This window comes from Sphingorhabdus pulchriflava, assembly GCF_003367235.1.
GTDB lineage: Bacteria > Pseudomonadota > Alphaproteobacteria > Sphingomonadales > Sphingomonadaceae > Sphingorhabdus_B > Sphingorhabdus_B pulchriflava.
In genome coordinates, this window is sequence record NZ_QRGP01000001.1 from 2083777 (window position 1) to 2098673 (window position 14897).

The 14897-nt window shown below is 57.6% G+C and carries 12 protein-coding genes and 1 tRNA gene; 6 read left to right on the forward strand and 7 right to left on the reverse strand.

Translation table 11 applies throughout. The annotated features are described in order from the left end of the window. Positions 1-107 precede the first annotated feature (107 nt). The 3 genes from DXH95_RS10385 to DXH95_RS10395 all read right to left on the reverse strand — a co-directional run bounded on the left by DXH95_RS10385 (position 108) and on the right by DXH95_RS10395 (position 4765). Entirely contained in the window at positions 108-2624 is a 2517-nt protein-coding gene (locus tag DXH95_RS10385; protein WP_115549247.1) for a penicillin-binding protein 1A, read from the reverse strand. A 64-nt stretch (positions 2625-2688) separates the two neighbouring features. Continuing rightward, positions 2689-3474 (reverse strand): TIGR03084 family metal-binding protein, encoded by a 786-nt coding sequence (locus tag DXH95_RS10390; protein WP_115549248.1) that lies wholly within the window; start codon positions 3472-3474, stop codon positions 2689-2691. A gap of 16 nt (positions 3475-3490) precedes the next feature. Then, complete coding sequence (locus DXH95_RS10395; RefSeq protein WP_115549249.1) at positions 3491-4765, reverse strand: acyl-CoA dehydrogenase family protein; 1275 nt, start codon at positions 4763-4765, stop codon at positions 3491-3493. Positions 4766-4958: 193 nt separating this feature from the next. On the opposite strand from DXH95_RS10395, the gene DXH95_RS10400 reads away from it, so the two are divergent. The 6 genes from DXH95_RS10400 (at position 4959) to DXH95_RS10425 (ending at position 10112) form a co-directional block, all read left to right on the forward strand. After that, positions 4959-5035 (forward strand) — tRNA-Arg (locus tag DXH95_RS10400). A gap of 376 nt (positions 5036-5411) precedes the next feature. Continuing rightward, entirely contained in the window at positions 5412-5648 is a 237-nt protein-coding gene (locus DXH95_RS10405) for a hypothetical protein (RefSeq protein WP_115549250.1), read from the forward strand. A 3-nt stretch (positions 5649-5651) separates the two neighbouring features. Beyond that, complete coding sequence (locus DXH95_RS10410) at positions 5652-5897, forward strand: hypothetical protein (RefSeq protein WP_115549251.1); 246 nt, start codon at positions 5652-5654, stop codon at positions 5895-5897. A 23-nt stretch (positions 5898-5920) separates the two neighbouring features. After that, positions 5921-7618 (forward strand): N-acyl-D-amino-acid deacylase family protein, encoded by a 1698-nt coding sequence (locus DXH95_RS10415; RefSeq protein WP_115549252.1) that lies wholly within the window; start codon positions 5921-5923, stop codon positions 7616-7618. Continuing rightward, entirely contained in the window at positions 7615-8577 is a 963-nt protein-coding gene (locus tag DXH95_RS10420; protein WP_115549253.1) for an alpha/beta fold hydrolase, read from the forward strand. Before DXH95_RS10415 ends, DXH95_RS10420 begins: the two co-directional genes overlap by 4 nt. A 14-nt stretch (positions 8578-8591) precedes the next feature. Then, the gene (locus DXH95_RS10425; RefSeq protein WP_115549254.1) at positions 8592-10112 is read left to right on the forward strand and encodes an FAD-dependent oxidoreductase; all 1521 of its coding nucleotides are present in this window, start codon (positions 8592-8594) and stop codon (positions 10110-10112) included. Between the two features lie 73 nt (positions 10113-10185). Here the strand turns inward: DXH95_RS10425 and DXH95_RS10430 are convergent, their stop codons facing one another. The 4 genes from DXH95_RS10430 to DXH95_RS10445 all read right to left on the reverse strand — a co-directional run bounded on the left by DXH95_RS10430 (position 10186) and on the right by DXH95_RS10445 (position 14896). Next, positions 10186-12006 (reverse strand): flavin-containing monooxygenase, encoded by a 1821-nt coding sequence (locus DXH95_RS10430; RefSeq protein WP_115549255.1) that lies wholly within the window; start codon positions 12004-12006, stop codon positions 10186-10188. 129 nt (positions 12007-12135) lie between these two features. Then, positions 12136-12747 (reverse strand): TetR/AcrR family transcriptional regulator, encoded by a 612-nt coding sequence (locus tag DXH95_RS10435; protein WP_115549256.1) that lies wholly within the window; start codon positions 12745-12747, stop codon positions 12136-12138. A 137-nt stretch (positions 12748-12884) separates the two neighbouring features. Beyond that, the gene (gene mmsB / locus DXH95_RS10440) at positions 12885-13754 is read right to left on the reverse strand and encodes a 3-hydroxyisobutyrate dehydrogenase (RefSeq protein ID WP_115549257.1); all 870 of its coding nucleotides are present in this window, start codon (positions 13752-13754) and stop codon (positions 12885-12887) included. Further along, positions 13751-14896, reverse strand: a complete 1146-nt coding sequence (locus DXH95_RS10445) for an acyl-CoA dehydrogenase family protein (protein WP_115549258.1) — start codon at positions 14894-14896, stop codon at positions 13751-13753. The genes mmsB and DXH95_RS10445 overlap by 4 nt, the downstream gene beginning before the upstream one ends. Between the last annotated feature and the right edge of the window lies 1 nt (position 14897).

A 14897-nucleotide genomic window follows, 5' to 3' on the forward strand; every position in this document is an offset into this window, starting at 1 on the left:
TTTCAAATAACGGGAAAGCCCCGATTTACGGCGTCTGTAACTGAACAAAAATGCTTAACAGTCGGTAAATTTCCGTCTGATCGGCCTTCGTTTCGTCGCAAATCGGATCAGTAAATTCCACCCTCTTTGGTCATAAATTCCTGATCGCGCTGGTTGGCGCTGGCACCGCTGTTCTGGCCGCTGCCACCCGCTCCACTCGCTGCATCAGTGGTGGTCGCTTTCTTCTTCGGCTTGTCGCCGCGCTTTTCAAGTTCGTCCTGCCGTATCGAACGCTTGGGTTCTGTTTCGGCGGCAAAAGCTTCCCAGATGACTGCGCCCTTGGGATCATCATCAGGCCATGCGCCGTAAACACGCTTGCCGGTTTTACGATCGATACGCACCAGACGAACACCTTCGGGTGCGGTGAACGGCAATTTGGGCATTCCGACATAGGCCTGCCGGGCGAACTGCTTGAAGATGGGTGCTGCGATTGAGCCACCCTGCGCATATCCGCCCATGTTCCGTGGCTGGTCAAAGCCAAGATACACGCCGGCGACAAGATTAGGCGATCCGCCAACAAACCAGACGTTGGTCGGGCCATTGGTAGTACCCGTTTTTCCGAACAAAGGCCTGTCTAGATCGCGCAATATAGTCGCTGTTCCGCGTTGCACTACGCCTTCCAGCATATGTACCACCTGATATGAAGTAACAGGGTCGAGAACCTGCTTGCCGGCAGGTTTGAAGCGCGGCATTGGCTTTCCGTCCCAGTCCTTCATGTTGCAGCCTTGGCAGGCCTTCCAGTCTTTGGGCCAGATCACCTTGCCATTGCGCGACTGGACGAAATCAATCAGCGTCGGCTTCAGTTCGCGCCCGTGATTGACCAGCATCGAATAGGCATTGGTCATCTTGAGAACAGTCGTATCCCCCGCACCCAGAGCATAAGAAAGATAGGGCGGATAATCACCGATGCTCACCGCGCGGAAGGTGTTGGTCACATTTTCCATGCCGGAGTCATTCGCGGCACGCACCGTCATCAGATTACGCGATTGCTCAAGCCCCCAACGCATTGTCTGCGGACCTGCGCCACCTCCGCTAAAGTTGCGGAAGCATTTCTGCCCCAAAGACGCACCTTGCCAAACGCAATAGGGCCCGTCGACGATGATGGACGCCGGCGTCATGCCGTTTTCCAATGCCGTCGCGTAGACAAATGGCTTGATCGTCGAACCGGGCTGGCGTTGTGCCTGTGTCGCCCTGTTAAAACTTGATATCCGCGAGTCAAAGCCACCTTGCATCGCCAGCACCCGGCCGTTGACCGGATTCTGCACAACCATTCCCCCGCCGACTTCGGGGACTGTGCGCAACTGGAATGCACGACCGCCGAGAGGTGCAACGGCGATAATATCACCCGCTTTAAGGGCGACAGGTGCCGCGTTCAAAACACCCGTATCTCCGTCCGCAAACCCGATCTCCGCTCCGCTGCCTCTTTTGCGCAGCGCCACCGCGATGCGCCAGTTGCTGTAACTTATGCCGATATTCGAACTGGCAAGACGCGACTGCCATTTGCCATCGTCCATCGGAATGGTTGCGATCGGTTTGGTCCAGCCACGGCCGCCATGATAACGCAACAACCCATCCCGCAATGCCTTCGTCGTCAGTTCCTGAAATTCGGGGTGGAGCGACGAGCGCACCCAAAGCCCGCCAGCATAGACGCTATAGGGCCCCTTTTCCGCGGTTTCGCCAAATTGTTCAATGAGCAAACGACGAACTTCTTCCGCAAAATAGCCGCCGTCATTCTTGAACTGCTGTGCCTGGCGGGGAATCAGGCCCAAGGGCATAGCGCGCGCCTCGTCGGCCTTTGCACGCGAGACCCAGCCATTCGACACCATCTCACCCAGAATCCAGTTGCGGCGAGCAATCGCGTCGCTTTCATATTTCGCGCGGCTGTATTTTTCGGGGGCCTTGGGCAGCGCCGCCAGAAAGGCCATTTCGTGCAACTGCAACTCATCGGCGCTCTTTCCGAAATAGGCCTGCGATGCCGCTTCGACGCCGAACGCCTGCCGCCCAAGCGCAATCTCGTTCATATAGAGCGACAATATCTGCTGCTTGGTCAGCGCGTTTTCGATGCGGTAGGCAAGGATCGCTTCCTTGATTTTGCGCGTATAGCTATATTCGTTGGTCAGCAGCAGGTTCTTGGCCACCTGCTGGGTAATTGTCGATGCACCGCGTGAACGGCCCGTACTGGTCAAATTGTCATAAATCGCGACCAAGATGCCGACATAGTCGATGCCACCATGCTGGAAAAAATTCTTGTCTTCGGCAGACAGATATGCGCGGATCAACATCGGCGGGAAATCGGCATATTCCAGCTGCACACGGCGTTCACGCGCATAGCTGTGGAACGGCTCACCATCGATGTCGCGAACCACCGTGGGCAGCGGCGATTGATATTCCACAAGCGCTTCGGCGTCGGGCATCGTGCGCAACACCAGCGCCCATAACAGCAGATAAAAGGCCAGCATTGCAGCCAGCGCATAGCTTGCAATCCGGAACCATCTTTTCTGCCAATAAACCTGCAACTGCTCCCATAGGCCACCGGCACTACGGGTCAGTTTGTAGCTGGTATTGGTTGGCGCGTTGTCGTCCATCGTTCGCTTCTCTAGCGAATTCGCGCCAAGGGTCCAGAACCTTGTCGACGGACCGCAATCGAATTTACGCCCGGTGGCGCGCTCCGGGCGGTGGCGGGTCTTGCGGCGGCCCGGCAAAGCATTGCGCTATTGCCATCCAGCGGGTTGCGACCGGGCCATACACCGACAGCGCGGTGTCGCCGATATTGCGGCATTGGGTAACGACTTGGCAGAATTCGCTGGCGCTGCCTTCGATCAAATCATCGCTGTCGCCATATTCCCAGAACGCACCCGAGGGCGCGGTTAGACGCAGGCGCGGCATCGGCCCCGGCGGCTCTTCCTTGCGGTTCTTGAAGGTCCAGCCATAGGTGTTGACACCCAGCCTTACGATATTGCCGATCCGGTCGGCATCGACACGCTCTACGCCCAATGCATCATATACCGCCTGCGCATGCGCCCAGCTTTCCATCAGTCGCGCAGTGATCGAGCTGAGCACGCTCATTTCCGGCCCGACCCATGGCACCCGAGCCTTGGGATCGGCAGCGGCAAAACGCGGCGTCATCGCCCTAACCTGCGTAATCCAGGAATCGCGCAGAGCTGTGCCTGAAAGGCCGTCAAGATAGACCTTCTCGAAATCGGGAAGCCTTCCTCCGCGAATCCCTGCCGCCATCTGGCCCAGAAAGGCGCGGAAAGCCTCCGCATCGCTCAATGCCAGATCAGCAGCGATATTCCAGACATGCAAATGGCGCAGGACCTCGTCGATGGTCCAGCCTTTGAACAGGGTTGGCTTCGCATAATCCTCGTCAGAAAGCGGCGAGAGCAAGGCATGTATTGCCTCGCTCTCATCCTGAAAATCCTGTGCCTGCTGCATCAGTCTCCTTACCCCATTAACCTTTGCTCATAAAACCGAACAAGTGGCCCGCCACCTTGCGCATCTGAATTTCCTCCGCACCTTCGGTGATGCGATAGCGGCGGTGGTGGCGATAAATATGTTCGAACGGTTTGTGCCGCGAATAGCCGATGCCGCCATGCACCTGCATCGCCCGGTCGGCAGCGTCGCACACCAAACGGTTGGCGCGGTAGTTGCACATTGAAATCACATCGGACAACCGCTTCGCCACTTCCGGCTTGGGCATCGTGTCCATCTGGGCGCTGGTCGCATAGATCAGTTGACGGAGCATGGCCGCTTCGGTGTGTAGCTCGACCAAAGGAAACTGGATCGCCTGATTAACCGCGAGCGGTTTGCCAAAGGGCTTGCGTTCCTTGGCATATTTGACGCTCTCATTGATGCAATATTGCGCTGCACCCAGTGAGCTGGCTGCCTGGCGGATACGGTTTTCGTGGACGAAATGCTGCGCCAGAGCGAGGCCATAATCGAGATCGCCAAGCACCATATTCGCCGGAATCCAGACATCCTTGAGCGCAACCTTGGGGTGATCGGTCGGCATGTTGAAAGTCCAAAGATATTCGCCAACCTCAAAACCCGGGGTATCAGCGGGCACGAGGAAGCAACCAATACCCTTCGCATCGCCATCATTGCCGCTGTGGCGGGCAAAGACCATGCAATGCGAATGATGGTGCGCACCTGTGGTCCACATCTTGTTGCCATTGATCAGCCAGCCATCGACGCCATCGCGCTTTTCGGGGACCGCGCGGGTATCCATCCATGTGGCGTCAGAGCCATGATGCTCTTCGGTCAGGCCAAAGGTACAGCGCATGCGCCCTTCGAGCATTGCGGGGATATATTCGGCCTTCTGCTCGGGGGTGCCGAAGTCGCGGACCATAAGCGGCTGGACTAAGTTACCGACGATCGAACTTTCATTCTGCAGGTCATTGTGCAGGCCCAGCCCCTTTTGAGCGAGATGCTCGCGGATGCACGCCATCGCCAGATGGCTGCCATTCTTGCCGCCATATTCCACGGGAAGGTTAAAGCGATAGTGCCCGGCCTTGTCAGCGCGGCGGCGCATCTCGACCAGCAGCTGCTCCCATTCCTTGCGCGGTAGCCCGTCATTGTCCCAATCGGTACGTGCCCATTCGCGGCGGTGGTCGAAGAAGCGCTCATTATCGTCCTGTTTCTGCAGCGGAACGATCTCGCGCTCGATGAAGTCATCCAGTTCGGCCAGATAGTCGGTTATATCCTTAGGGATTTCAAACAATGTCATGACAGCCTCTCCACTCGCTTTGGGGGAAAGTTGACAGGGCTGGGCGTCGAGTCAAGCGCAATTTAATCGAGCGATTAAATTTTGTACGTTTTGATTTGCCGCAATGACAGCATCAGCGCCGCGCCACGCGCCAATGTTGCAAAAAAAGGGTGGCGACTGCGCGATGCTCCTGCTAACCGCGCGGTTCGATAAAGCACCCATAGCTCAGCTGGATAGAGCGCTGCCCTCCGAAGGCAGAGGCCAGAGGTTCGAATCCTCTTGGGTGCGCCATCTTCTCCACAAACAAACTGATATCAGACCGCTTTGGAGAACTGCCGGCATGTCGCATGGGCGGCGATGGGCGCTTGCCACATCGCGCGCGCCCAATTTGCAATATCGGCCCTACTCAAGAGTTTGCGACTGCCAGATTTGGCATGCCCGCCATTTCGACACTCATTCTCCTTTTGTTATGCGCGCCAGATCGCCACTCCGGCGCGATCGACAGTTATTGACATAGAGGATTGTCAAATACATTCTGACAATGTTCTTTGTCACATGCTGATTCGACTGGCACGCTGGATTGGCAATAGGATTGCCGTATGCAGTGTTTGGAGAGCAGGCAGCAGCGAGATTTCTGGAAAGTATAAAATTGAGAGAGGAGACAGGCGTGAAGGCGAACGAACTTTCCCCGGTACGCAAATCCATCCTGCCGCAAAATGGCGACCGATGGGAAACTATTGCACGGCGTGAGCTTCCGGGCACAGCCGAAGGCGATGCCGTAGCCATGCTGCAGAGCTGGAACCTGCATGTTTTCATGCGAGCGGCTGGCGGCGTCGGGCGGTTGCGCAGCGACAATCCAATCCTGCCCAGCGATGTAATATTTGTCGAACCACCGCGCGCATAATCTATGGCAAGTGCGAATATCAGCGAAGTGCGCATCACCGCAGCCCATGATGGGGAGGCCGAGCTTTTGGTCACCCTGACCTTTGCTAATGGCGGCCGATCGCTCGTCACGCTTGATGAGTTCGCCGCGCGCACGCTGCTCGCCTCCACCAACGCCAGCACATCAGAGCAATTGATCGGTGTCAGCTGGGATCAGGTGCGCGATGCGTTAATTGCATCGTCCAACCGCTTCACCGAACACACAGCATAATCAGAATTTGAGGAGAATTCGAAATGTACGATCTGGTCATACGCAATGGGCGCGTTGTCGACGGCTCCGGGATGCCTGCCTTTAATGCCGATATTGCCGTTCAGGACGGTCGCATCGCCAAGATCGGCAGGGTTGCAGAAGCGGGTCGTCGTGAAATCGATGCCACGGCCAAGGTTGTCGCGCCGGGCTTCATCGATCCACACACCCATTTCGATGCGCAACTTCTATGGGATGGCTATGCAAAGCCCGCGCTGTCGCACGGTGTGACCACCGTTGTGGCCGGCAACTGCTCGCTCTCGCTCGCGCCGCTCAAGGCCGAGCACCGGATGAAGCTCGTGGGCATGTTCAACCAGATTGAGGAAATGCCGCTTAAAGCCTTTAAGGAAGGCGTTGTCTGGGATTGGGAGAGCTTCCCCGAATATCTCGCGCGAATCCAAAAGGGCCTTGCCATCAATGTCGGCCAGCTTGTCGGGCACAGCGTATTGAGGCTGTGGGTGATGGGCGAAGCCGCAATGGAGCGCACTGCCAACCAGCAAGAAATCGCTGATATGCAGAAACTGCTGCGTGAATGTCTCGATGCCGGGGCGATCGGTCTTTCGACCAGCTATGTCGACATGGACGAAACGCTGAAGCCCGTCCCCAGCCGTTATGCCGATGCCGATGAAGTCGATGCTCTGGCGAGTGTGCTCAGCGAATATGGTCGTATCCTGCAAATCGTGCCCGAATTTTACGATCCCGATCTGACCATCGCCCGGCTAGATCAGTTGGCCGAACTGTCGATCAAATATGCCATCCCGACCACCTTCTCTCCGCTGTTTGTCAGTGCAGATAATGTGGGCGCTGTCGAACGCGTCATGGCGCGTGTCGATGAACAGTTCGCGCGCGGCGCCCGTGTCTGGCCACAGGTGCAGACGCGCCCCATCGACATCAGCTTCAGCTTTGCCGTGCCTAGCCTGCTCTTCATCCGCCTGCCGGGATGGTACAATGTGATGCGCTTCGGCACGCAGGACGAGATCATCGAAGCCTTTTCCAATCCGGAAAGCCGGGCGAAGCTGGTTGCGGAAGCCAGCTCGCAAATGGCTTTGTGGTCGTTCTTGCGCCTGCGCCATGTCGCGAGCGAGGCGAACCAACAATATGTCGGCAAAACGCTGGCCGAAATTGGTGAAATGCGCGGTGTGAGCCCGCTCGATGCGATGATTGACCTGTCAGTCGAAGAGAGGCTGGATGCCCATTTCATCGCCGAAAATATGGGCCACAATCTGGACGACAAGGTTGGCGGTTTGCTCAAGCATCCGCGCGTTCATATCGGTGCCAGCGACGGCGGGGCGCATATCCTGTCCTTCTCGACCTATGGCGATACCGGCTATCTGTTCGGCCACTTCGTCCGCAATCAGGGCCTCCTCACCCTTGAGGAATCGGTGAAGAAGATCACCTCTGACACGGCGGCAATCTGGGGCATTCCCGATCGCGGCCTGCTGCAAAAGGGATTGGTTGCAGACATCGTCGTGTTCGATGCAGATGCGATTGATCGGGGCGTGGAAGTCTATGTCCAGGATGTGCCGGGCGATGGCAGCCGCTACATTCGCGATGCGCATGGTGTCGATACCGTCATCGTCGGCGGCGGCGTCGCATGGAGTGCGGCAGAAGGCTATACCAGCGACGCGCGCGGCGCCATTCTGCCGCCTGCAATCGATCCGGCTTTGGAGCGCATCGCCGCATGAGTTGGGAAGGCGTAACCGAGCGGCGCGTCGAAACCAACGGCATCGCCCTCAACATTGCTGAAGCCGGAGAGGGGCCGCTGGTCCTTCTCCTCCATGGCTTTCCTGAAAGCTGGTATAGCTGGCGGCACCAATTCGCCCCGCTTGCAGCAGCGGGCTATCATGTCGTCGCCCCTGATATGCGCGGCTATGGGAAAAGCGACCGTCCCGAAGACATCACCGCCTATAATCAGGTCGAGGTCGTCAATGACATTATCGGCCTGATACCGGCTCTCGGTTATGAAACTGCGGTGGTGATTGGCCATGACTGGGGCGCACCCACCGCCTGGGCAACCGCGCTGTTCCATCCGGATAAAGTTCGTGCGGTGGGCGGGCTTTCGGTGCCGTTCATGCCCCGCTCCCCGGTTCAGCCGATGCCGATGATGCGGGAGATGTTCAAAGGCCAGTTCTTCTATCAGCTCTATTTTCAGGAGCCCGGCGTTGCCGAAGCCGAGTTTGAAAAGGACTTGAAGACCGGTCTGCGCAAATTCCTGGTAATGGGTGGAGGAGAGACAGACCTCACCACCCTCGCCCCGAAAACCGAGCATGACGATCTGCTGACCAGCCTGCCTGATCCGCAGGTGCTGCCGCCTTGGCTCAGCGAAGCCGACCTCGATTTCTACGCGGCCGAATTCACCCGCTCGGGCATGCGCGGGCCGCTGAACTATTATCGCAACCATGATCTGACATGGGAACTGACCAAAGGCGCGCCCACCCAGATCCATCAGCCCGCAATGTTCGTGGCGGGAACGGCAGACGGCGTGGTGATGATGGCTGCAGAGGCCGTAAAGGCCCTGCCCCAATTCGTCACCGATTTGCGGATCAACCGGATGATTCCTGGCATCGGTCACTGGACCCAGCAAGAGGCACCAGACGCGGTCAATGAGAGCATTCTCGAATTCCTGAACATCATCGACGGCTGAGGAGAAGCGAGCCGATGCGTGAAAAGGTTTTGGTCATCGGCGCAGGCATTGGTGGACTGTGCACCGCGTTAATGCTTGCGCCATCGGGGCGCGAGATTGTCATGATTGAACGCGACGGCCCGCTCGATACGTCGGATCCCGACGAACTGTTCCGTAACTGGAAACGCAACGGCGTCGCCCATCTGCGACAGAGCCATGCCTTTCTGGCGCGGCTGCGCGTCATCATGAAGGAAGAACATCCTGCACTTATCGATCAGTTGCTGGCCAATGGCGTGCGCGAGCTGCCCTTCGACATCTGGCTGACCGAGCAGCAGGAGGAAGGCTATCAGCCCGAACCTGAAGACGAAGACCTTACCATGATCACCAGTCGTAGAACGACGCTGGAAATGACCATGCGGCGCTATGTCGAAACGCTGCCCAATGTCCGACTTCAATGCGGCTTTCGCGTCGAACGGCTTCTCACCCGCAAGGGAGAGGACGGCATATTGCAGGTCTATGGTGTCCAGGGAATGCGCGATGGCGTAGAAACCGAATTGCACGCCGACATCGTCGTCGATGCTTCAGGCAAAGGCGGTCGCGGTATCAAGCAATTGATCGATGAAGGCGCCATCATCAACGAGGAAAGCGAAAGCGCGGGCATACTCTATTTCACGCGCCACTACCGCTTGCTGCCGGGTCAAGAGGAACCCGACCGGCGGAGCAACCCGCCGGCCTCGGGCGATCTCGGCTATCTTAAATTCGGGGTATTTCCGGGCGATAATGGCAATTTCTCGATTACCCTCGCCGTACCAGAGGTCGAACTGGAATTGCGGCAAGCAATAGTCGATCCGGAAATCTTCCACGCGATTACGTTGATGCTGCCCGGGCTGTTCCCATGGACCAACGCCAACCGGTCTGAGCCGACCGGCAAGGTTATCGGTATGGGCGATCTGGTGAGCCGTTGGCGCGATATGGTGGTCGACCGCAAACCCGCTGTGCATGGATATTTTGCACTTGGCGACACGCTTGTCCGCACCAATCCGCTATTCGGGCGCGGCTGCTCCTTCGCAGCGGTCAGCGCCCAGTCGCTTCGCAAGGTGCTCGACACTCATAGCAAACCGACGGAACGGGCGATTGCATTCCATGAAGCCATAAAAACCGAATTGCGGCCTTTCTATCTCAACCAGCGGCAGCAGGATCGCGCCGCAATAAAGGAAGCGCGACGGGCGCTGACGCCAGGTGCGCGCGCAAAATTGCGCACGCGGCTGACAAAAAGTTTCATCAAGGACGGTATCGAAATCGCAATCCGGTCAGACACCAAATTGCTTCGCGAAGCCTTGCGCGGGTTCCATATGCTCGAGCATCCCGATGCCTGGCTGCGCCGTCCGCGCAATCTGGGGGGCGTGCTCTATTACTGGGCGCGGGGCAAGCGCCGCAATGCGGCCGCCTATCGGCCTGAGCCCGGCCCTGAACGTGAAGCGATGCTGCGGTCCTTGCAAATAGACCATCAGGCCGACATCAACCGCATTGCGTCTGAAATGGCACGGGCGGCATAGTGCTGGCGTGACAAAGCCAAGTCGATCGGCGCGGCGTTAAGCCAAAAAATCGTCACGCCGACCGTTCACGCGGTCAGGTCAGAACAAGCCCGCGCATTTCGCCGTCTGATCGCCAATCTTCAAGGATACGGAAAAACGCAACTGACCCTTTGCCATAAGAGCTGAAACTGGCGGCCTGCTCGCTGATTTGCCCCTCGCCATTGTAATAGCCGGGCGTGCATTCCTCGAGGAATTTACGACGGTCAAGCACGGCATCGAGAATTTCCTGCGTCCAGGAATCTTCGGCTTCTACAGTTGGCTCCACGCGGGTCTTCTGCTGTTTGAGCGCGGCGGAAATAATATGTGCAGCATGCTGGCTCTGCTCTGCCAGCGCGTGCGGATAATTGGCGGTAAAGCCCGATTGGATGGTCGAAAAGATAAAGCAGTTGGGAAAGCCGTTGACCGTCATGCCATGCAGCGTACGCCCGCCGGTTGCCCATTTCTCTTCCAGCGAGCGCCCACCGACACCGTGGATGTCATAACCTGTGCGTCGGGCAAAGCTGGTTCCCACCTCAAAACCAGTGGCAAAGATCAGGCAATCGAGCGGATACTCTTTGCCATTCGCAACCACGCCGCGCGCGGTAATGCGTTCGACGCCCTTTCCGTCGGTATCAACCAAGGTGACATTCGGCCGGTTGAAAGTCGGCAGATAATCATCGTGGAAACACGGGCGTTTGCAGAACTGGTTGTAATAGGGCTTCAACGCCTCGGCAACAGCAGCATTTTCCACCACTGAATCAACACGGCCGCGGATCGAATCCATTTTCTTGAAATCCGCGAGTTGAACCAATTCATCCGGATCGACATTTTTGCCTTCAGCGGCAGCCTTTTCGGCGCGCATCCGGGCGATCACGCCTAAGTTGCGAATAATGTCGGTCCAGCCGTCGGCGACAAGATCTTCTTCTGCCCAGCCGCCAGATACTAGAGTGTTGAAATTCTCCATCCTGTTCTGGTGCCAGCCGGGGGTCAGCGACCTGGCCCAATCCGGATCGGTCGGGCGGTCGCCGCGCACGTCTATCGACGATGGCGTGCGTTGAAAGACATAGAGATGCTTCGCCGCTGCTCCAAGATGGGGAACGGCCTGCACGGCTGTCGCGCCGGTACCGATTATTCCGACCACCTTGTCGCCAAGCTTGTCGAGGCCACCGGTCGAATCGCCGCCGGTATAGGCATAGTCCCAGCGGCTGGTATGGAATGTATGTCCGGCAAAATCTTCAATGCCGGGAATGCCAGGCAGTTTGGGCCGGTCCAGCGGGCCATTGGCCATCACCACAAAGCGGGCGCGGATGGCGTCACCCCTGTTGGTCGAAACAATCCACCGCCGCGCAGATTCGTCCCATGAAAGGTCGGACACCTCGGTCTGGAAAAGCACATCGCGGTTGAGGTCATAATGCTCGGCAAGCCGTTGCGTGTAAGCCCGGATTTCCGGCCCTTGCGAATATTTGCGTTCCGGCATGAAACCGGTTTCCTCTAGCAGCGGCAGATAGACATAGCTTTCAATGTCGCAAGCCGCACCGGGATAGCGGTTCCAGTACCAGGTCCCGCCAAAGGCTCCGCCTTTTTCAATCAAGCGGATATCCTCAATGCCTGCATCGCGCAGTCTTGCCCCGGCCAGCAGCCCGCCAAAGCCGCCGCCAATAACGACAACATCTTTTTCGTCCGAGAGCGGCGCACGCTCGATAATCTGCTCGACATAAGGGTCTTCGCGATAATGGGCGAACTTGCCCGCCATCTCGACATATTGCTCATTCGCATCGCCGCGCAGACGCTTGTCACGCTCGGCACGATATTTGGCTTTGAGTGCATTGGGATCAAATCCGAGTTCGCCAGTGTTCGCTTGGGTCTCTGTCGTCATAGTCGGGCTCGCTTTGCTAATAGAAACTATATCCGTTGGGCGCTGCAATTGCGTATTGGATGGAGGCGGCCAAAATCGGCCTGTGTCGAAGGTGCCTCATATCGAGCACACCGAGCTTTCCGGTGGCAGTCAGCTCGCGCGTCCCATCGTTTCTAAAATCGTTCCCAAACGACAAGCTGCTTCGACCACCTCTTCGATTGGCGTAGTGAAATCATTGATGATCCAGTCGAGCGCTATGTTAAGGATCGCGCCGACGGCGCCAATGGCAACCATCCGGTCAATGCGCGACAAGCGGTCCAAAGGCGCATCGACGATCAGCTCGGCAAATGTCTCGACCGCCGTTTCGAGATATTCGTCCACAATCGGGCTGATACCCCGAATTTCGACCAGAAAGGCACGGGCATGTGCAGGCTGTTCGCGCAGCATCCCGTAATAATTGGTCAATATTGTCCGCAGGCGCTCGTTTCGCGGAACCACCTCGCACTTGGCGCGCAATTCGCCGACCATATATTGCAAAGAAGCCGAAGCGACTGCCACCAGCATGTCTTCGCTGTTGGCGAAGCTTTCGTAGAAATAACGCTCGGTAAGGCCAGCTGCGTCACATACCGCTTTTACCGAGGAATGACGAAATCCACGCTCGCTATATACTTGCAGCGCAGCAGTCAGCAGCTGCGCGCGCCGTTCCGCCTTACGCTCGTCGGCCCCACGGCCGCGCCATCTTCTTTCAACTGCCTGTGCCATATTTCAAAGACAGCCTAACCGAACAATCGTGTTGTTGACAATCTAAATTGTCATTTTGGCAAAGCCTTTTGGACACAGGCGATTTCAGCCCGCTTTACGTAGCGCTGCGGGCCATATTCAATAGGACATCGTGTGGGCTAAAGCATCTTGATGATCGCCGAGAAATCGAGACCACCCTGCCCCGCCTTGTCAAAGGCTTCGTAGAGCGCAGCGGCCTTCTCGCCCATCGGCACATCGGCATCGACCGAGGCTGCGGCCTCCATCGCCAGCTTCAAATCTTTGAGCATCAGCGCAGTGGCAAAACCGCCCTGATAGTCATTGTCTGCAGGTGATTGCGGGCCGACGCCGGGGACCGGGCAATAGCTGGTCATCGACCAGTTTTGGCCCGACGCCTTGGAAGAGATGTCGTAGAAGGTCTGGAGGTCGAGGCCGAGTTTCTCGGCAAGCATGAACGCTTCGCAGGTCGCGATCATAGATGCGCCGAGCAGCATGTTGTTGCAAATCTTTGCTGCCTGCCCTGCCCCCGATGCGCCTGCATGGATCACCGCCTTACCCATTGCGGCAAGGATCGGTTCGGCGCGTGCAAAGGCGCTGTCGCTACCACCGACCATGAAGGTAAGCGTGCCGCCATTGGCCGCAGCAATGCCCCCTGAGACCGGTGCATCCACCATTTCATAACCTGCAGCGGTCGCATCCGCGGTCACCTTGCGCGCTGTTGCGACATCTATAGTCGAACAATCGAGCAGGATTGCGCCCGCAGGTGCATGGCCGATGACATCGCCTTCATAGACGCTGTCGACAATCTTACCGTTGGGCAGCATCGAGACGACCGCCTCCACATCAGCCACCGCTTCACGCACGCTGGTGAAGGTCGCGCAGCCATTTTCCTTCGCGCGCGCCAGAGCATCCGCCGACAGGTCAAACGCATTGACCGCATGCCCTGCTTTCACAAGGTTCGCAGCCATCCCGCCACCCATATTGCCGAGACCGATAAAGGCTATTTTCATTGGCGTAACAAATCCCTTCCGACGATCATCCGCATCACCTGGTTGGTGCCTTCGAGGATCGAGTGGACGCGCAGGTCGCGCCAGAAACGCTCGATCGGATAGTCGCGCAAATAGCCATAGCCACCGAACAATTGCAGCGCCTTGTTGACAATCTCGCTACCATTGTCAGTCGCAAGGCGCTTTGCCATGGCGGAGAAACGGCTCTTGTCGGGCGCGTTGGCGTTGACCTTGCAGGCAGCCATATAGAGCAAAGCGCGCGCGGCTTCGAGATCGGTTGCCATGTCGGCGAGCATGAACTGGGTGTTCTGAAAATCGGCAACCGGCTGGCCGAATTGCTGGCGTTCTTTCGTGTATTTGACCGCTTCGTCGAGGCAGCGTTGCGCCCCGCCGAGCGAGCAGGCACCGATGTTGAGCCGACCGCCATCGAGCCCCGCCATCGCAAAGCGGAAGCCATCGCCTTCTGCACCGACACGGTTTGCAACCGGAACACGGCAATCTTCAAAGATCACCTGCGCGGTCGGCGATGCGTTCCAGCCCAGTTTCTTTTCCGGCGCGCCAAAGCTGAGGCCGGGTGTGTCCTTGTCGACAACAAGACAGCTGATGCCTTTGGCTTTCTCATCGCCGGTGCGCACCATCACGACATAGATGTCGTTATAGCCCGCGCCCGAAATGAACTGCTTTGTGCCGTTGAGGACATAATGGTCGCCGTCCAGCTTAGCGCTGGTTTTGAGCGCAGCCGCGTCCGAACCAGAACCCGGCTCGGTCAGGCAATAACTGGCAATCTTCTCCATGCTGACCAGATCAGGCAGATAGCGCGCCTTCAGCTCAGCTGAGCCGAAGGTGTCGATCATCCAGGCGGCCATATTGTGGATCGAGATATAGGCGCTGGTTGCGGGGCAACCATAGGCCATCGCCTCCATGATCAATGCCGCCTCGAGCCGCCCCAGCCCGATCCCGCCATTCTCTTCCGAGATATAGATCGCACCAAAGCCAAGTTCACCGGCGGCTTTCCAGACATCGACCGGATAATGGCTCTTCTCGTCCCACTCGCCTGCAAAGGGCGTGATGCGATCGGCAGTGAATTTGCGCGCCATATCCTGAATGGCGAGTTGATCATCGGTGAGGTCAAACTGGCTGGTCATC

Excerpts from the sequence above, each read along its gene's own strand:
- DXH95_RS10415 (WP_115549252.1), top strand. The coding sequence starts at position 5,921 with ATGTACGATCTGGTCATACGCAATGGGCGCGTTGTCGACGGCTCCGGG.
- DXH95_RS10435 (WP_115549256.1), bottom strand. The coding sequence starts at position 12,747 with ATGGCACAGGCAGTTGAAAGAAGATGGCGCGGCCGTGGGGCCGACGAG.
- DXH95_RS10445 (WP_115549258.1), bottom strand. The coding sequence starts at position 14,896 with ATGACCAGCCAGTTTGACCTCACCGATGATCAACTCGCCATTCAGGAT.
- DXH95_RS10390 (WP_115549248.1), bottom strand. The coding sequence starts at position 3,474 with ATGCAGCAGGCACAGGATTTTCAGGATGAGAGCGAGGCAATACATGCC.
- DXH95_RS10410 (WP_115549251.1), top strand. The coding sequence starts at position 5,652 with ATGGCAAGTGCGAATATCAGCGAAGTGCGCATCACCGCAGCCCATGAT.
- DXH95_RS10420 (WP_115549253.1), top strand. The coding sequence starts at position 7,615 with ATGAGTTGGGAAGGCGTAACCGAGCGGCGCGTCGAAACCAACGGCATC.
- mmsB (WP_115549257.1), bottom strand. The coding sequence starts at position 13,754 with ATGAAAATAGCCTTTATCGGTCTCGGCAATATGGGTGGCGGGATGGCT.
- DXH95_RS10395 (WP_115549249.1), bottom strand. The coding sequence starts at position 4,765 with ATGACATTGTTTGAAATCCCTAAGGATATAACCGACTATCTGGCCGAA.
- DXH95_RS10385 (WP_115549247.1), bottom strand. The coding sequence starts at position 2,624 with ATGGACGACAACGCGCCAACCAATACCAGCTACAAACTGACCCGTAGT.
- DXH95_RS10430 (WP_115549255.1), bottom strand. The coding sequence starts at position 12,006 with ATGACGACAGAGACCCAAGCGAACACTGGCGAACTCGGATTTGATCCC.
- DXH95_RS10425 (WP_115549254.1), top strand. The coding sequence starts at position 8,592 with ATGCGTGAAAAGGTTTTGGTCATCGGCGCAGGCATTGGTGGACTGTGC.